This window comes from Abditibacteriota bacterium (genome assembly GCA_017552965.1).
Lineage (GTDB): Bacteria > Armatimonadota > UBA5829 > UBA5829 > UBA5829 > RGIG7931.
Genome location: JAFZNQ010000039.1, coordinates 22561 through 39651, shown reverse-complemented (window position 1 = coordinate 39651; position 17091 = coordinate 22561). Strand labels below are relative to the sequence as shown.

The following is a 17091-nucleotide window of genomic DNA, read 5'->3' as shown; positions in this document are numbered from 1 at the left end:
TTTCCTCGTATTTCAGGCTGCCGCAGCAGCAGTAATGGCTAATTGAGGATATTGTCCTGTATATGGACTATCTCGCCGTTGTATATATACACCCGGGGCACCCGCTCGCCTATGAGGCATATGGTCTCATAGCCGATGGAGTTGCAGTTTGCCGCTATCTCGTCGGCAGAGAGAGCCGGCCGGGGGCCGAATATGACGGCTTCGTCGCCTGCGCGCAGGCCGTCTATGCCGCTGACGTCCAGCATCAGCTGGTCCATGCACACCCGTCCTATCACCCGGGCAAGGACGCCCTTTACCAATATGGACGACTTGTCGGCGTTGCCTCTCAAAAAGCCGTCGGCGTAGCCTATGGGCACGGTGGCCACTGTCATGGGCTTCCGGGCCTTGAAGGTCCCGCCGTAGCTCACCGTGTCTCCCGGGGACACGGTCTTGATGTGGCTTATCACCGATTTCAGAGTCATCACCGGCTTCAGGGCCTCCGTCTGCTGCACCTTGGCCGAAGGCCTGAGGCCGTAGAGGATGATGCCTGCTCTGACCATATCCATCTGGCAATCGTTCCAGTCCAGTATGGCGGCAGAATTGGAGCAATGCCTGATGCCAAAGGTGATGCCCTTACTTTCCAGATACCGGCAGGCTTCCCTGAAGCAGTCGTACTGGGCCAGGGTAAAGGCCGCGCCGTCCTTGCCTTCGTCCGCCGCCGCAAAATGGGTAAAGATGCCGTCATGCTCCAGCCCCGGCAGGCTGCATACGGCGGCCGCCCGGTCCAGCTCCTCATAGTGTCTGCCGGGCTCCCTGAACTGAAAGCCTATCCTGCCCATACCCGTGTCTATCTTGATATGGACCGACACCTTCACGCCTTCTTCGGTGGCGCTCACCGACAGAGCCTTGCCGTAGTCCTGGGAATACACACACTGGGAAAGGCGGTAGTTGGCCAGATCCGCGGCGCACAGGACGGGAGTATAGCCCAGTATCAGCACAGGCTTGGTGACTCCGGCGTCCCTGAGCTGGATGCCCTCTTCTATGTTTGAGACGCCAAAGCAGTCCGCCCCCAGCCGCTCATACAGCCTTGCCAGCTGCAGGGAGCCGTGTCCGTAGGCGTTTGCCTTGATGACGCAGCACAGCCGGGTCTCGGGGCGTATCCTGCCGCGTATATACTGAAAGTTGTCCTCCGCAGCATTCAGGTCTATCTCCGCCCACACACGCTTTTGTTTGTTCTTTATTACCATTTATCACACTGACTGTCGGCCCCGGACCGGTCGGCAAGACCTCTGCCCGCGCAAGGCCGAATACAAGATCATACTATCAAAAACCTTATTTATTCTATCACACAGCCCGGCAGTCAGTCAATAGCCGCGCCTCACTGCGCCGCCTGCCAGGTCGATGGCGGCCAGGCTGCCCAGGACCGTGAGATACCGGGGAGCCCGGGCCATAGAGTCTGCAGGGCTGTCCGCCAGGGACTCCGCCGTGAGTATTTTGGCTATCCCCTCCGGCCTCTCGGCGCAGGCGGAAGCTCCGCAGATGCAATAGAGAGGTATCCTGCGCTCTCTGCAAAAGCCGGCTATCTCGCCGGCCGCTTTGCCCCACAGGCTCTGGCTGTCTATCCGCCCCTCGCCGCATATCACCAGGTCGGCGTCTGCGGCGGCATCGTAAAAGCCGGAGGCGGAGAGGACGGCCCGGGCCCCGGAGCGCACCGTGCATTTGCCAAATGCCATGATGGGGACTGCGACGCCTCCCGCAGCCCCGGAGGAGGGCAGCTGCGAGACCTTTTTTCCGGTCATCCTTTCCAGGATCGCAGCGTAGTGAGCCATGCCCTGCTCCATGAGCCGCAGCTCTTCGTCGGAAGCGCCCTTCTGCCGGGCGTAGGTCATGGTGGCTCCCGACTCTCCCAGCAGGGGGTTCCTCACGTCCGCGGCCACAGTGAACTCACAGGCCAAAAAGGCCCCGGAGAGCTCGCTCGTGTCTATGGTCTCTATCTCCCCGAGGGTCCCTCCCGCGGGCACAAAGGAGGAGCCGTCCTTCCGGAGAAAGCGGGCTCCCAGAGCGCACAGCATGCCGCAGCCTCCGTCATTGGTGGCGCTGCCTCCCACCGTCAGCAGTATCCGGCGGCAGCCCCTCACGAGGCATTCTTTGATGAGCTCCCCCACTCCGTAGGTGGTAGCCAGGGCGGCGCGGCTGTCCGGGGCCAGCAGGAGGCCTGCGGCCCGGGCCATTTCCACTATGCCCATGCCGTCGGCGGCGGCGTATTCCGCTTCCACCGGGCCGCCCATGGGGCCCGTCACCCGGACCCGTCGCCGGGCGGACTCCTCCGTCAGGCACTCCAGGGTCCCCTCTCCGCCGTCGGCGACCGGGATAAGCGCCGTCTCTGCGTCGGGAATGATCTTTTTGATCCCTTCCCCTATATAAAAGGCAGCCTCCCGGGCTGAGAGGCTCCCCTTAAAGCTGTCCGGCGCAACGACTATCTTCATAGAGCCGGCTAATAGGCAAACACCCTGTCCAGCCCGGGGGCGGCTGCGCCACGCTGGCACCGGACGGTGGTGACCAGGCGTTTTTTGCGGTCGATGGCCACCAGGTCAAAGCCTCCTTCCTGATCCCTGAAAAAGTTGCTGATCAGGACGTGGGGCACTCCGTTCACGGATTCGCTGAGATTCTTGTGCTTGTGTCCGGCAAAGGCGGCGATGTATTCGTGGGAGCTGTTGTGCCGGAAATTGTATTTTACCTTGGCTTCCATGCCTTCCTCAAAGGAATAAAAGGTGCCCGCCTCCTGTTTGGCAAAGGCCTGCAGCAGCCCCTCCACTATCTCCGAATTGATGGGCATGGCCCAGTTGCCTATTGCCTGGGAAGCATAATCTATGTGGGTCATGACTATGACGCCCCAACCCTTTTTGCTGAACCTGAGGGCCTTACCCGCCAGCCAGTTGAGCTGGTCGCTGCTGTAGCCGCCGTAGTATTTGAACCTGTTCACCGGATAATCGGGTATATGGGGCATATCTATGCAGTTGAGCATGATGACTCTGATCTTGGCCTTGGTAAAGTCCTTGTAATACCATCCGCCGTAAGGGTTTTTGGGGTCCGTGACGAAGTCCTTTTCCCGGCCCTTCAGGACTATCCGGTATATATCTTCCTTGTTTATCACCTGCCCCATGTCAAAGGTGTCGTCGGGGTTGCGGGTCTTATATACGTAATACCTGTTGTCGTCGTGGTTGCCCTGGGTGAACATGACGGGCACCCGGCAGTCCTCAAAGAAGGTGCACAGCTCAGCCAGGTTTCCGAGGCCCGTGTCCTTGTCAAAATGGCCGTGGAACAGGTCTCCGGTGATGGCGGCAAAGGCCGCGCCGGTCTCATGGGCCGCGGAGACAAATTCTTCCATCATTTCCCGGGACACACCGTGATTGTCCTGAGGCTGGTAGTGGACGTCGCTGCCCCATACGAACACCAGATCCGCTCCGGCAGAAGCTTTTTTGGCAGCTTCCGTAAAGGCTGCGTCGGCAGAGAAAGCTGCGACAGACAGCGCCAGGACCGCTGCCAGCAGCGCAAACAGTTTTTTCATGACACTCCTCTTCTTTTTTTATTTTTCCGTCAATAGGCGCAGGCTCTGGTCCACTCGGGAGCAGTCTCGCCGTCGAGACACTTCATGAGGCCGATCCTCCGCCTTTTGCGGTCTATGGTCACCAGGTCGTAGCCCCCATGTTTTTTGTTGAACATATTCCCCACGATCAGCCTGGGAGAGCCGTCCTGATAGTCGCATTCATTGTTGTGGGTGTGGCCGGCAAAGGAGGCTATATAGTCCCGGGACAGGTTGTGGCCGAAGTTGTAGTTCACCCTGACAGTGTAGTCCTCCCTGTCGGACCTGAGAGTCCCCCGGCCTCCGGTCCTGAAGGCCTCCACCAGCTCGCTCACCAGCTCGTGATTGATGGGCATGGTCCTGTCGGGCCTGGCAGGCGCGGGCACAAAGGTCACGTGGGACATGATGATGACCCCCCAGCCCCTTTTGCCGAATCTGAGAGCCTTGTTGGCCAGCCACTCCAGCTGCTCCTGACGGAAGGCGTAGGTCCACTGGCCGTAGTATTTCAGCCCTTCGGCCGCGGGGATATAGGGCACGTCGGAGGAGTTCAGCATGATGACCCTCACCTTTGCCCGCGAAAAGTCCTTGTAATACCAGCCGCCATAGGGGTTCGCGGGGTCCCGGACAAAGTCGCTGCGCAGCGCGCCGAACACCAGGGCATACAGGTCCTCCTTGGGCATCAGCTCCTCGGGAGAGCCTATCTCCTTTACGGTGGCCCTGCCGGACACGAACCAGCTGTTGTCATCGTGGTTGCCCATACCCAGCAGTACGGGCACCCGGCACCCGGCGAGCCAGCCGCACAGCTCCTCCAGATCCTCTGTCTGCGCCGCCTTGTTATAGCCGCCGTGGACCAGATCGCCGGTGATGGCGGCAAAGTCCGCGCCGACCGCTTCGGCGGACCGGACAAACCGGCTGATGAGCTCATACTGAGCCCCTTTGCCCGTGGATCTCTGGTGATGGGTGTCGCTGCCCCACAAAAAGGCCAGATCGGCCTGCCCTGCAGCCTCCCGGGCTGCAGGGTCAAAGGGCTCGCCCGCGGCGCACAGGGCCAACAGCAGCAGCGCCGCGGTCAACAAAAACGATCTTTTCACCGGCTTTTTCCATGCTCAAAGGGGCGCAGCGCCCCTTCCGGGTCTAATACAGGAAGGACCTGTTGAACTCGGGAGCAGCCTTGCCGTTCAGGAATCTGCGGGAAGAGATGGTCTTCTTTTTGCGGTCTATGGTGACCAGGTCAAAGCCTCCCCTGCTCTTGTCGAATATACTGCCTATGAGGATATGGGGCGTACCGTCAATGTATTCGTACAGATTGCCGTGCCTGTGGCCTGCGAAGGAGGCTATGAATTCGTTGGACTTGTTGTTGCGGAAGTTGTATTTGACCTTGGCCTCATGGTCCTCCACTTTGGATTCCAGGGTGCCCATTTCCTTTTTCTGATAGGCGTCCAGAATGCCCCTGATGATATCGGAGTTCACGGGCTCCATGACCTGGTCAAAGAGCTTGCTGGTGGCGGGAGCATAGTCATTGTGAGTCATGATTATCACGCCCCAGCCGGGCTTGCTGAACCTGAGGGCCTTGTTGGCCAGCCAGTTGAGCTGGTCGTTGCAGAAGCCGTAGTGCCACTGGCCGTAATACTTGAGGCCCTTGTCCAGGGGGATATAGGGTATGTCTATGCTGTTGAGCATGATGACTCTGATCTTGGCCTTGGTAAAGTCCTTGTAGTACCAGCCGCCGTAAGGGTTCTTGGGGTCCCGGACGAATTCCTTTTCCGAGCCGCCGAAGGCCACCTTGAAAAAGTCCTCCTTGGGGAAGAGCTCGTCCACGCTGCCTGTCTCCTTCACGGAGGCATGACCGGATATGAACCAGGCGTTGTCGTCGTGGTTGCCCATGGTGAGCATCAAGGGCATTTTGCACCCGCTCAGCCACTCCCTGAGCTCCTTCAGGTCCTTTTCCTGATTGGCTCTGTCATAATAGCCGTTCACCAGGTCGCCGGTCAGGGCGGCAAAGGCCACGCCTATGTCGTTGGACTCCCTGACGAATTCGTCTATCAGGCTTTTGGGCACGCCGTAATTGCCCACAGCCTGGTGGTGGGTGTCGCTGCCCCACATAAAGGCCAGGTCGGCCTTTTTGGCGGCCTCTTTGCCTATCTCGGTAAAATCGGTCTGGGCATACAGAGCGGCGGATACGGCCAGCAATAATGCCAGGGCTGCAAGTAGCTTTTTCATGTTTCTCTCCGTTGTACAGATAGTTTTATTCTTTCGGGGCTCCGCCAAGGGCGAAGCTTCTGTCCAGCTCGGGGGCATACCCCTTGAAATAGCGCTTGGCGCTTATGGTATGGCGTTTTCTGTCCACCGCCACCAGATCAAAGCCTCCGGCGCCGGCGTTGAATATGTTGCTTATGAGGACGTGGGGGACTCCCGCCACATATTCGCTGAGATTCTTGTGCCGGTGTCCGGAAAAGGAAGCGATGAATTCGTTGGAGGCGTTGTGCCTGAAGTTGTATTTCACCCTGGCCTCAAAGTCCTCCCTGTCGGAGTAAAAGGTGCCGGCCTCCCGTTTGACAAAGGCCTCCAGCAGCCCCTCCACTATCCGGGAATTGGCAGGCATATTGCCGGGCTCGGAGGCTATGGTGCCCAGATATTCCGAGCCGTAGTCTATGTGGGTCATGACTATGACCCCCCAGCCCTTTTTGCTGAATTTGAGGGCCTTGTTGGCCAGCCAGTTGAGCTGCTCCTCCCCGAAGCCGTAATTCCACTGGCCGTAGTATTTCAGGCCGTTGCCGGAGGGGATGTAGGGTATGTCTATGACGTTGAGGACTATGACCCTGATCTTGGCCTTGGTAAAGTCCTTGTAATACCAGCCTCCCAGGGGCTCCCGGGGGTCCGTCCTGAACTCGCTCTCGTGGCCCTTGAGGATGGCGCCGAAAAAGTCCTGCCGGGGCACCAGCTCTCCGATGCCCACGCCTTCGCTGTTGTCCATGCTCCTTCTGATGAACCAGGAGCCGTCGTCATGGTTGCCCATGGCGGGCATCACGGGCATACGGCAGCCGTCCAGCCACCCCCTGAGCTCGGCCAGGTTGTTGAGCTGGCTGTCCCTGCCCTTGTTCCCGTGGACCAGATCCCCGGTAAGGGCCACAAAGTCCACTCCTATCTCATTGGCGCAGGAGACCAGGGTCCCCACCAGCTCCTCCTGAGCGCCGTGTCCCGTCTCGGCCTGATGGTGTGTGTCGCTGGCCCACAAAAAGGTCAGGTCGGCCTTTTCCGCGGCGGCCCTGCCGGCTGTGACAAAGGCAGAGTCGGCGCCGTAGAGCGCGGCGGCGCACAGGGTCGCCAGCAGCAATGCGCAGAGTTTTTTGACTGCCATTTTACAGACCGGCCTTTTTCACAGCCTCTTTGATGGGCTGCCTGTATTCGTTGTCGTTAAAGGCAAAGATGCACCAGCCGTAGCCGGCCTTTTTGATGAGCTTTATCTGCTCCACCGCGTCCTCGGGGTCGTTCATGGTGTCGGACACGGTGACGGCGAACTGGGTGTCCTTGCCCTGCTCGGCAAAGGAGGCCAGCCATCTGCGAAAGTCTCTCTTCTGCTCGGCGTTTTCCTCCCGCTTGTAGAGCATGGGCATGGCTATGTCTATATAGCCCTGCTTCAGCCACTCCCGATAGTCCTGAAACACGGACACGTAGGGAGTGGAGCTCTCGTAGGAATCCATGCCGCCCCAGGTGATGGTGGCAGCGGAGATGGGCACGGTCTTGTTGACGGAGCGCACCGCATCCCGGAGATCCCGGGCCAGCAGATTCATATTGTGGCGGCGGAAGGCGCTGTATTCGGGAGCGGTCACGTCTCTCATGCCGTATTCCTTGTAAAACAGAGCCCTGGAGTAGCCGGAATAGCTGTAGGACTTGGACGCGTAGCGTATGTAGTCCCAGTGTATGCCGTCCACCTTATAACGGGTCAGCACGTCCCTGACCACGCTGCACAGATATTCCCTGGCCGCGGGAACGGCGGGGTCTATATACACGGCGTCGTTGGACATGGCCTGACCGTTTTCCATCAGGGCCAGCCAGCCCTGCTGGCGGGCGGTGAGGGTGGTCTTGTAGTCCGGGCCGTCTATGCGGCAGATGACCAGCCAGGCGTGTATCCGGAGCCCCATGGAGTGGGCCTTCTTGAGGGCGTAGCCGAGAGGGTCAAAGCCCGCAGCCACGTTGGACACCTTTTTGACCAGAGCCGTGTCATACATAGCGTCGTCATATTTCCGCACCTGCAGAAATACGTCCGTCGCCCCCATTTCCTTTACGCCGTTCAGGGTGGCGTCCACCTCTGCCTTGGTAAAGGCTCCGCCGGTCCAGCCCGTAACGTAGACGCCCTTGATGTCCTTGCCGGTCAGGGCGCAGCAGGCGCTGCAGGCCGCGATCAGTATCAAAACAGCAAATATCCGCAGTGTCATACATTGCTCCTTTCTTTTATGCACACAGGTATATACCTGATGATATCCTCTGCTGTCACGCAGGTCTCCGAGCGGTCCGCCGCCGCTCTCTCCCCCGCCAGCCCGTGCAGATACACCATATCCTCGGGCGAGGAGGCTCCCGCGGCGATCATGCCGCACAGAGTGTCCCCGAAGCCGGGGCCGGCCATGGCGGGGCAGCCGGAGGTGTTGATAGACACGGCGCCCGGGCGGGCCACCACCGTGTCCGGGCCCTTCAGGACCAGACAGGTGTTGTATCTGTCGGCAAAGTCCGCCGCCACGCCCACCTTGTCCGCCTTGATCTCCTCTATGGAAAGCCCGGTGAGATAGCTCATCTCTCCGTAGTGGGGAGTGAATATGCTCCTGGGGCCTATGTCCGCCAGCAGGCCCGGGTCCTTGCCGATGCACCACAGGGCGTCCGCATCCACCACCATGGAGCACGGGGTCTCCGTCAGGACACGGGTCACCATCTCTCTGCGGTCCCTGCCCAGGCCGGGACCTATCACCAGCGCGGTCTTTCCCCGGGCAAAGGCCTTCAGCTCCTCCGCGGCGTCCAGATATCCCAGAGCGTCCGAGGCGAGTATGGGACAGGTCATGGCCTCCGCGACCTGCTGCTCAAATATGTGGGCGTAAGCCGCGGGAGCGGCCACGGACACCAGGCCGGCGCCGCAGCAGAGAGCGCTTTTGGCTGCCAGTATGCCTGCGCCGGTCATGCCCAGCCTGCCTCCCACTATCCCCACGTGGGGAAAAGAGCCCTTGTAGCACATGGGGTCTCTGGGAGGGATGCAAAAGCTCTCCTTCAGCCGGACCGAGGGGCGCTCCTCCGGCAGATAAGGGACCCGCAGGTCTGCGGTGATCACTTCTCCGGCCCAGGCCCTGCCGGGATACAGCCAGAGCCCCGGCTTCGGCGCATGGATGGTGACGGTAAAATGAGCCCTGCACAGAGGGCGGCCCTGACCTGTGTCGCCGTCTATGCCGGAGGGTACGTCTATGGCAAACACGGTCCCCCGGGGCGCCAGGCTCTCTGCCAGAGGCAGGAATTCTGCTCTCAGGGGGAGCCGGAAGCCCGCTCCGAACACTGCGTCCACCAGCAGGGGGGCGCTGTTGATCTCCTCCGTCAGGGCCGGGGGAAGGGCGGAGAGAGGGATGGTCTTTTGGGGTATATTGAGGGCCTCGGCCATACGCCTGTTCTGCTCCGTCTCTTCGGAGCCGGCGCCGGAGCCGGCGTTGTATATGGTCACCTCATAGCCGGCAGACAGGAGATGTCTGGCCACAGCCAGCCCGTCGCCGCCGTTGTTGCCCCTGCCCGCCAGCACGGCGGTCCTGCAGGGGGCGGTGCGGGCTATGATGGCGTCGGCCACGCCTCTGGCGGCGTTTTCCATCAGTATGGCTGCCGGTATCCCCAGCGTGTCGATGCAGTATCGGTCCATACGCCGGACGTCCCGGGCCCTGAGGCAGATCCTGTCCACTATATCAGGCCCTCCTGGGGATCCCTGTCGGGAGTCACCAGCAACACGTAAAGGAAGCTGCAGCCGGCAATGGCCACGAGGCCGAAGAGCTTGGCTCTCAGGTTGTAGGACCCGGCAAAGGGCAGCCACATCAAAAAGGGAACGAGGCCCACCCAGATCCACCGGCGCACAAAGCCGGCGCTCCTGAGCCTTTTGGCGGTAGCGGACAGCAGGGGCACTATGGTCCCCACGAACACGATGAAGATGAGAGAGTTGGAAAAAGCGGCGCCGCCGCTGCGGAAATATATATCCAGCAGGCCCCCCAGGGCGCCTGCCAGCAGGAGGAGGCAAAAGTCCAGTATGACGAAGCTCCAGTATTCCTGCAGATTGCATTTGCGGGCAAAGTCGGCATATTTGGCAAGGCACTGCTTCATGCAGGCAAAATCCGACTTGAACAGAGGCCCCTGGGAATATCTGGTCCGGGGATCCTCGCCAAAACGGTTGGTCCCCTTGTCCCCCGGGAGCATACATGCGATCAGCAGGCCCACGGTGCCCGCCAGGGGGATCCAGTTGAGCAGTATCCACATGCCGCTCCTGCCCGTGTCATGGAGCCTGCGGACAGTCACCGCGAGGGAGGGCACTGCCGTAGCCATCAGTATGACGTAAAGGGACACGGCCGTAAAGGCTATATCCGCATTGGGATATCTGTGTTCGGTGAAGATCCTTTGCACGTCCCTGATATCCTGCAGTCCCAGCAGGTAGATGAGAGCCCATATCAGCGCGCCCCAGATGAGCCAGACCAGGACGAGAAACAGCACGAAGAGCCAGTACTCCCTTCTGGACGCCCTGCTGTAGCAGTCGGCCCGCCTGATGGTAAGACACTCGATAAAATACTTCATTGCCAGTCCTTTGCCAGAGGCTGCCATATGCAGAGGTCAGCCTTTCCGGTAGAAATTATATATATTTATTATACACCACAATAGCCATTCTGTCAAGGGAAAAAGCATTTTCCGGGGCCGGGTCATTTTGGGCCGCAGGCCCGTCTTGCAAAGACACCGGCAATATGCTATCATAATTTTAGGTATGAGAGAATGGCATTTGTTACAGACAAAAAAATAGCGGTGCTGCTGCCCTGCTACAACGAGGCAGAGACCATAGTCGGAGTCGTGGAAGACTACAGGAGCGTCTTTCCCGGCGCGGACGTCTACGTCTATGACAACAACTCCACCGACGGCAGCGGAGACCTGGCCCGGAGCGCCGGGGCTCTGGTGGTGCGGGAATACAGACAGGGCAAGGGCTTTGTGATCAAGAGCATGTTCCGGGACATAGACGCCGACTGCTACGTCATGGCCGACAGCGACATGACCTACCCCGCCGGGGAGGCCGTGGCCCTGGTCCGGGCAGTGCTGGACGGCGAGGCGGACATGGCCATAGGCGACCGGCTGTCCTCCACCTATTTCAGAGAGAACAAGCGCCGGTTCCACAGCTTCGGCAACCGGCTCATGCGGTATCTCATCAACCGTATATTTCACAGCAGCATCCAGGACATCATGACCGGGATGCGGGCCTTCAGCCGGCGTTTTGTGGCGGGCTACCCGGTCCTGAGCCGGGGCTTTGAGATAGAGACCGAGATGACTGTCCACGCTCTGGACAAGCACTTTCTCATCAAGGAGATACCCATCGAATACAGAGACCGCCCCTCCGGCAGCGCCAGCAAGCTGAACACCTTCAGGGACGGCGCCAGAGTGCTCGGCACCCTGTTTGCCCTGTTCAAAAGCTACAGGCCCATGCAGTTCTTCGCCTCGGTCAGCCTCCTCCTGGGGCTCATAGCCCTGGCGCTGTTCGTGCCCATCTTCATAGAATTTCTGAACACGGGCGAGGTGCCCCGGTTCCCCACCCTCATCATATCGGCGGCCATAGGCTCCGCCTCCGTCATCAGTCTGGTGTGCGGCATCATACTGGATACCATCAAGAAGTATTCGGATCAGAATTATCTCCTGCTCCAGAGACTCACCGAAAAGGACCGCAAATGAAGACCCTTTCCATAGTAGTGCCCGTATTCAACGAAAAAGACAGTCTGGCCGCCTTTTACCGGGAGGTCTCCGGCGCTCTCTCGCAGCTGCCCGTGGCTTCGGAGCTGATCTTTGTTGACGACGGCAGCGCCGACGGCTCCCTGGACATCATCCGGGAGCTGGCCGGCCGGGACCGGAGCGTCAGATATATATCCTTTTCCCGCAACTTCGGCAAGGAGTCGGCGCTGCTGGCAGGCCTCAGGGCCGCCGGAGGCGACCTCATAGCGGTGATGGACGCGGACCTGCAGGATCCCCCCGAGCTGCTGGGGCCCATGCTGGAAGCCGTCGCAGAGGGCTATGACGTGGCGGCGGCCCGGCGCACCACCCGGGAGGGCGAGCCCCCCATACGCAGCTTTTTCGCCCGTCTGTTTTACAAGTGCATCAACAGGATCAGCAAGACGGAGATAGTGGATGGGGCCCGGGATTTCCGGGTCATGACGAGGCAGGTCCGGGACGCCATCATAGCCGTCACGGAATACAACCGTTTTTCCAAGGGCATCATGTCCTGGGTGGGCTTCAGGACCAAATGGTTCGACTATGCAAACACCCGGCGGCTGGCGGGAGAGACCAAATGGTCCTTCTGGAAGCTGCTGGCCTACAGCGTGGACGGCATAGTGGGCTTTTCCGAAGCGCCTCTGCTGATAGCGTCGGTCATGGGCATAGTGTTCTTTGTCATCTCCCTCCTGATGATCCTGGTCATCATAGTCAAGACCCTCATCTGGAAGGACCCGGTCCAGGGCTGGCCCAGCCTGGTGTGCATAGTGTTCTTCGTATCCGGGGTCCAGCTCTTCTGCACCGGCATCCTGGGCCAGTATCTGGCCAAGACCTACATGGAGACCAAGAGGCGTCCGGCCTATATCATCAAAGAGACCACCTGTGACCGGGACGAATAAACGCGCGGGGCTCCCCTGAGGGAGCCCCGTGATCATATGCGGTCGTCAGGTGTGGTATTCGCCGTTGATCTTCACGTAGTCGTAGCTGAAGTCGCAGGAAAAGCACACGGCCTCTCCCCTGCCTATCCCCAGATCCAGAGTGATGAACACCTCTTTGCCGGCAAGCGCGGGACGGGCGTCTGCGCCGGGCACCGGCTCGCCGTTTTGCACTATGAGTATATCGCCGAACCACAGGCTCGCCGCCGAAGGATCGACCCGGGCGCCGGAATAGCCTGCCGCGCACAGCACCCTGCCCCAATTGGGGTCTTCTCCGAACACAGCCGTTTTCACCAGAGGCGAGTTGCCTATGGCCTTGGCGGCCCTGCGGGCGTCGGCCACTGTGGCGGCGCCCCTGACTGTGATCTCCATATACTTGGTAGCCCCTTCGCCGTCGGCGGCCAGAAGCCTGGCCAGCCCTGTCATGACTTCTCCCAGAGCCTTCTCAAAGGCATAGTATGCGGGGGTGTCATACTCTATCTCCGGAGCGCCTGCCGCGCCGTTGGCCAGCACCAGGCAGGTGTCGTTGGTACTCATATCCCCGTCCACCGTCAGGGCGTTGAAGGAGGTCTCTGCCGAAGCGCCCAGAGCCCTTTGGAGGGCCGGGCGGCCTATACGGGCGTCGGTGGTGATCACGGTGAGGGTAGTGGCCATATTGGGATTGATCATGCCGGCCCCCTTGCTCATGCCGCCTATGGTGACGGTGACGCCCTCCTGTTCAAAGGACGCCGAGACCCTCTTGGAGCAGGTGTCTGTGGTGATGATGGCCTCGGAGGCCTTGCTGCCTCCCTTGTCCGACAGACTCCGGGCAGCCTCTCTGACGCCTGCGAGCAGCTTGTCCATGGGCATGGGCACGCCTATGATGCCGGTGGAGGCCGCCAGCACCTCCCGTGGGGACACAGAGAGCAGCGACGCCGCCTCCGCGCAGGTGTCGGTCACGTCCCTGGAGCCCCTGATGCCGGTGCAGGCGTTGGCGTTGCCTGCATTGAGCACCACGGCCCGGACGGAGCCTCCCAGGGCCAGTATCTCCCGGTCATATACCACCGGGGCGGCCTTGAAGGCGTTGGTGGTAAAGATGCCCGCGCAGACGGCAGGCCTGTCCGAAAACACCAGAGCCACGTCGAGCCCCTTTTGCTTCAGGCCGCAATATACTCCCGACGCCGAATATCCCTTTGCTTCGGTGACGCCGGTATTTTGATTGATATTCATGGCAATTATCCTAATTCAGCAGCTTGGCCAGCATCTTGTCCACACGCCGGCGAAACTCCTTGTCTTCCAGCTGTTCTTCGATCTTTTTGTAGTTGTGCAGCACGGTGGTATGGTCCTTGCCTCCGAAGGCCCTGCCTATCTGGGGAAGGCTCATGTTGGTGGTCTCTCTGGTGATATACATGGCGGTCTGCCGGGCCTGTATGATCTCCTTGACCTTGGAGGTGCCTATGATGTCCTCCTCAGACACGCCGTACTCTTCGGCCACCAGCTTGATGATGCCTTCCACGTTCACCGTCTTCTTCGAATCGTTGCGCGAATAGTCCTCCAGGACGCTCTTGGCAAAATCCACGGTGACGGACTGGCCCAGCAGGGAGGACCTGGCTATCAGGGTGGTCAGGGCGCCGGTCAGGAGCCGCACGTTGCCCGTGATAAGCCTGGCCACGTATTCGATGACGTCCAGATTGAAGCTCATGCCCTCCCGGCTGGCCTTGTTCTGCAATATGGCCATACGGGTCTCCAGATCCGGAGCCTTCACGTCTGCCATCACTCCCCACTCAAATCTGGAGGTCAGCCTTTCGTCAAACTTCAGATCCTTGGGAGCCCGGTCGGAGGTGAGCACGATCTGCTTTTTGGATTCGTAGAGAGCGTTGAAGAGCAGGAAAAACTCTTCCACGGTCTTTTCCTTGCCCAGCAAAAACTGCACGTCGTCCAGCAGCAGCAGGTCTATATTGCGTATCTTCTTTTTGAACTCAGTGAGCTTGTTGGCGGAGTAAAAGTCCAGATACATCACCGCAAAGGCCTCCCCGGAGGTAAAGAACACCCGGGCGTCGGGGTCCTTTCTGTACACCTCATGGCCGATGGCGTGCATGAGGTGGGTCTTGCCCAGGCCGGAATTGCCGTAGATGAAGAGAGGATTGTATTTTCCGCTGGGCTCGTTGGCCACGTTCTGCGCGCAGGACAGGGCAAATCTGTTGTTGCCCCCCGCCACGAATCTGTCAAAGGTAAACTCGTCCACCAGAGGGAGATTCATGTCGTTGAAGGAGGATATCTTCTTTTTGGGGGCGGGGCGCTGCACTGTCTTTTCCGCCCTGCTCACGCCGGGTATGAACTGGACCAGATACACCTCGGCGTCGTAGCCCAGAGTCTTGCAAAAGGCTTCTCTGATCTGGTCAAAATAATTGTCCCTCAGCACCGTGAACACACTGCTGTTCCGGGGGGTCAGTCCTATCCTGCCGTCGGGCTTCAGCTCAGGCTTCATAGCCTTGATCTCGGAGAATATCATCTCGCCCAGACCCATGTGTCCCAGCAGCTCCAGGGTCCGCTGCCAGGCCTCTTCTATTTTGTCCCTGTCCATGTTTACCCGTACTTCCTCTTCATCCAGAATCATAATCGGTCTCCGTCATCATTGGTAATTATTATTATATCACAAAATGCCGGCGTATGGCAAACGGGCCCGGGGTTTGACAAAGGTCCGGGACTGTGTTATAATGAAACGTACATCAACCAAAAGGATACTGGCGCACATGAAAGTTCTTATCTCAGCCGCTCTTCAGGCGGAAATACAGCCGATCATAGACCACTACGCTCTCACTCAGACCGCGCCGGATATGTTTTCCGGAGGCGACCTGTCGGTGCTGGTCACGGGCGTAGGGCTCTTGAGAGTAGCCACCAGGCTGTCGCCGCATATGGACGAGTATGACTTTTTCCTCAACATAGGCTCCTGCGGGTGCATCAACGGGAAATACGGCCGTTTTGAGCTGGTGGAGCCCCGGGGCTTCATGCAGGGCGATTTTCCCGGCTTTGAGCTGAACACGGACACCCCCGCCAACAGGCTGGATCCCTGTTATCTGGGTCTCACGGGCCTTACGCCCACTCTGTGCAGCGTGAACCGGTTCGTCACAGAGCCCATTCCCGGAGCGGAGCTGGTGGACATGGAGGGCTATGCCTTTGCCGCTATGATGATCACATACTCCAGGCCCTTCAGAGTGCTGAAGGCAGTCAGCGATTCCGGCGACCGGGACGAGTTTCACTCCTCCGTGAGCGCCTGCATCGAAGCGAATATGCCCGCCATTACCGCCGCCATAGACGAAGCCCTGCAGGGGCGGCTCCGGGGGCTTCCGTATTGACAAACAGCGGCCGCTAATATATAATAAAGGTGTATTTGCCGGAGTGGCGGAATGGCAGACGCAGTGGTCTCAAAAACCACCGAGGGAGACCTCGTATCGGTTCGACTCCGATCTTCGGCATACCGGCAGGCTGACAGCCTGCTTTTTCTTATTTTGCCCCCGCTGTATATTGTATTTCCGTATATGCGGGGGTATAATGAATATAGCAAGCATCAAGTCGGGAGCATATATGAAACGTTTTTCCAATGCCATTCTGGACTTTGCCATCGCCTGCAGAGAAGCGCAGGGACCGGGCACACTGTCCTTTTTGTGGTCCGCAGACACTCATTTCCAGAGGACGGACAATCACGTCTGGGGCGCCGACCCCGAGCTCATAGAGGAGGTCTGCGACATAGCGAACCTGACGGACACGGACTTTGTGACCGTGGCCGGCGACCTGGTCAACGGCTACTATGACCTGACCCATCAGAAGCGGGATCTCTTTGAGCTGTGCCGGCTGATGAGGCAGCGCTGCAAGGCGCCTCTCATGCTCACCATGGGCAATCATGACGACAACGCCTGGTATTCCAGCGGCGAGGCCTCCCGCAAGGACTACGGAGGCACGGAGCACGTGCTCTGCAAGGAGCGCTGGTATTCCATAGCCCTGGGCAGCAGCATAGACGATTTTGTATATGACGAGGCCAACCCCTGGGGCGGCTGGTATTACAAGGATTTCAAGCGGTCAAAGATCAGGGTCATAGTGCTCACCACCACCGACCTGCCCTATATAGAGAACCCGGACAAGAGCCTGAGGTATTACGGCCAGTGGACCTACGGCTTCAGGCAGCAGCAGCTGGAGTGGCTGGCCGACAAGGGCCTGAGGTTTGACGAGGAAGGCTGGGCGGTGATCACCATCACCCACGTCAGCTACGCCGCCCTGGCCCTGGCCATACCGGGTGAAAAGCTGCCCTACAACTCGGAGATAGTCTGCGGCCTCCTGGACTGCTTCAAACGCCGGACCCGGGGACGCTTTGAGGGGGCCAACCCCGATTTTCCCGCCCGGATATCCTGCGACTTCGGCAACAATCCGTCAAACGAGTTCATAGCCTCCTTCAACGGACACATCCACTCCGACCTGCAGTCGGAGGAAAACGGCATCCTGTCTCTGAGCACCGAAGATCTGGTGGGACACAAGGCCTTTGATATAGTCACCATAGACCGGGGCGGACGGCAGATCATCTGCAAAAAATACAACGATGGGCCCAGGCCCGAAAGAGACAGGCTCATACGGTATTGACGGGCGCGAACAAAG

General features: G+C 59.4%; 15 protein-coding genes and 1 tRNA gene. 5 read left to right on the top strand and 11 right to left on the bottom strand.

The genetic code is table 11. The features are described 5' to 3' along the window. Positions 1-38: 38 nt before the first annotated feature. The 9 genes from alr to IK083_04070 form a co-directional block, all read right to left on the bottom strand. Positions 39-1226, bottom strand: a complete 1188-nt coding sequence (gene alr / locus IK083_04110) for an alanine racemase (protein MBR4748743.1) — start codon at positions 1224-1226, stop codon at positions 39-41. 117 nt (positions 1227-1343) lie between these two features. Continuing rightward, a complete protein-coding gene (locus IK083_04105; protein MBR4748742.1) occupies positions 1344-2465 on the bottom strand; it encodes a glycerate kinase in 1122 nt (373 codons plus the stop codon). 8 nt (positions 2466-2473) lie between these two features. After that, on the bottom strand, positions 2474-3547 hold the full coding sequence (locus tag IK083_04100; GenBank protein MBR4748741.1) for a metallophosphoesterase: 1074 nt from the start codon (positions 3545-3547) through the stop codon (positions 2474-2476). A 29-nt stretch (positions 3548-3576) separates the two neighbouring features. Then, the gene (locus IK083_04095; GenBank protein MBR4748740.1) at positions 3577-4653 is read right to left on the bottom strand and encodes a metallophosphoesterase; all 1077 of its coding nucleotides are present in this window, start codon (positions 4651-4653) and stop codon (positions 3577-3579) included. A 43-nt stretch (positions 4654-4696) separates the two neighbouring features. Further along, the gene (locus IK083_04090) at positions 4697-5782 is read right to left on the bottom strand and encodes a metallophosphoesterase (GenBank protein ID MBR4748739.1); all 1086 of its coding nucleotides are present in this window, start codon (positions 5780-5782) and stop codon (positions 4697-4699) included. Between the two features lie 25 nt (positions 5783-5807). Continuing rightward, positions 5808-6920 (bottom strand): metallophosphoesterase, encoded by a 1113-nt coding sequence (locus IK083_04085; protein ID MBR4748738.1) that lies wholly within the window; start codon positions 6918-6920, stop codon positions 5808-5810. A gap of 1 nt (position 6921) precedes the next feature. Further along, complete coding sequence (locus IK083_04080; GenBank protein MBR4748737.1) at positions 6922-7998, bottom strand: family 10 glycosylhydrolase; 1077 nt, start codon at positions 7996-7998, stop codon at positions 6922-6924. Continuing rightward, on the bottom strand, positions 7995-9485 hold the full coding sequence (locus IK083_04075) for an NAD(P)H-hydrate dehydratase (protein ID MBR4748736.1): 1491 nt from the start codon (positions 9483-9485) through the stop codon (positions 7995-7997). Before IK083_04075 ends, IK083_04080 begins: the two co-directional genes overlap by 4 nt. Beyond that, positions 9485-10363: a DUF805 domain-containing protein gene (locus IK083_04070; GenBank protein ID MBR4748735.1), complete on the bottom strand. Its 879-nt coding sequence runs from the start codon at positions 10361-10363 to the stop codon at positions 9485-9487. Before IK083_04070 ends, IK083_04075 begins: the two co-directional genes overlap by 1 nt. A 192-nt stretch (positions 10364-10555) precedes the next feature. On the opposite strand from IK083_04070, the gene IK083_04065 reads away from it, so the two are divergent. Together IK083_04065 and IK083_04060 are read left to right on the top strand one after the other, a co-directional pair. Continuing rightward, on the top strand, positions 10556-11497 hold the full coding sequence (locus IK083_04065; GenBank protein MBR4748734.1) for a glycosyltransferase: 942 nt from the start codon (positions 10556-10558) through the stop codon (positions 11495-11497). After that, a complete protein-coding gene (locus tag IK083_04060) occupies positions 11494-12429 on the top strand; it encodes a glycosyltransferase family 2 protein (protein ID MBR4748733.1) in 936 nt (311 codons plus the stop codon). The genes IK083_04065 and IK083_04060 overlap by 4 nt, the downstream gene beginning before the upstream one ends. Positions 12430-12474: 45 nt before the next feature. Here IK083_04060 and argJ read toward each other — a convergent pair whose 3' ends face one another. Together argJ and dnaA are read right to left on the bottom strand one after the other, a co-directional pair. Further along, a complete protein-coding gene (gene argJ, locus IK083_04055) occupies positions 12475-13674 on the bottom strand; it encodes a bifunctional glutamate N-acetyltransferase/amino-acid acetyltransferase ArgJ (protein ID MBR4748732.1) in 1200 nt (399 codons plus the stop codon). 10 nt (positions 13675-13684) lie between these two features. After that, on the bottom strand, positions 13685-15061 hold the full coding sequence (gene dnaA, locus IK083_04050; protein MBR4748731.1) for a chromosomal replication initiator protein DnaA: 1377 nt from the start codon (positions 15059-15061) through the stop codon (positions 13685-13687). A 136-nt stretch (positions 15062-15197) separates the two neighbouring features. Between dnaA and IK083_04045 the strand changes: the two genes are divergently transcribed. The 3 genes from IK083_04045 (at position 15198) to IK083_04035 (ending at position 17076) form a co-directional block, all read left to right on the top strand. Then, positions 15198-15800 carry a hypothetical protein gene (locus IK083_04045; protein MBR4748730.1) on the top strand — a complete coding sequence of 201 codons (603 nt, stop codon included), beginning with the start codon at positions 15198-15200 and terminating at the stop codon, positions 15798-15800. 37 nt (positions 15801-15837) lie between these two features. Then, a tRNA-Leu gene (locus tag IK083_04040) sits at positions 15838-15920 on the top strand. A 109-nt stretch (positions 15921-16029) separates the two neighbouring features. Next, entirely contained in the window at positions 16030-17076 is a 1047-nt protein-coding gene (locus IK083_04035; protein ID MBR4748729.1) for a metallophosphoesterase, read from the top strand. The last annotated feature ends 15 nt before the right edge of the window (positions 17077-17091 follow it).

What these genes read in the sequence shown, in the direction of transcription:
- IK083_04080 (MBR4748737.1), bottom strand. Translation starts at nt 7,998, where the DNA reads ATGACACTGCGGATATTTGCTGTTTTGATACTGATCGCGGCCTGCAGC.
- IK083_04090 (MBR4748739.1), bottom strand. Translation starts at nt 5,782, where the DNA reads ATGAAAAAGCTACTTGCAGCCCTGGCATTATTGCTGGCCGTATCCGCC.
- IK083_04060 (MBR4748733.1), top strand. Translation starts at nt 11,494, where the DNA reads ATGAAGACCCTTTCCATAGTAGTGCCCGTATTCAACGAAAAAGACAGT.
- IK083_04100 (MBR4748741.1), bottom strand. Translation starts at nt 3,547, where the DNA reads ATGAAAAAACTGTTTGCGCTGCTGGCAGCGGTCCTGGCGCTGTCTGTC.
- argJ (MBR4748732.1), bottom strand. Translation starts at nt 13,674, where the DNA reads ATGAATATCAATCAAAATACCGGCGTCACCGAAGCAAAGGGATATTCG.
- dnaA (MBR4748731.1), bottom strand. Translation starts at nt 15,061, where the DNA reads ATGATTCTGGATGAAGAGGAAGTACGGGTAAACATGGACAGGGACAAA.
- IK083_04035 (MBR4748729.1), top strand. Translation starts at nt 16,030, where the DNA reads ATGAAACGTTTTTCCAATGCCATTCTGGACTTTGCCATCGCCTGCAGA.
- IK083_04065 (MBR4748734.1), top strand. Translation starts at nt 10,556, where the DNA reads ATGGCATTTGTTACAGACAAAAAAATAGCGGTGCTGCTGCCCTGCTAC.
- IK083_04070 (MBR4748735.1), bottom strand. Translation starts at nt 10,363, where the DNA reads ATGAAGTATTTTATCGAGTGTCTTACCATCAGGCGGGCCGACTGCTAC.
- IK083_04045 (MBR4748730.1), top strand. Translation starts at nt 15,198, where the DNA reads ATGAAAGTTCTTATCTCAGCCGCTCTTCAGGCGGAAATACAGCCGATC.
- IK083_04105 (MBR4748742.1), bottom strand. Translation starts at nt 2,465, where the DNA reads ATGAAGATAGTCGTTGCGCCGGACAGCTTTAAGGGGAGCCTCTCAGCC.
- IK083_04085 (MBR4748738.1), bottom strand. Translation starts at nt 6,920, where the DNA reads ATGGCAGTCAAAAAACTCTGCGCATTGCTGCTGGCGACCCTGTGCGCC.
- alr (MBR4748743.1), bottom strand. Translation starts at nt 1,226, where the DNA reads ATGGTAATAAAGAACAAACAAAAGCGTGTGTGGGCGGAGATAGACCTG.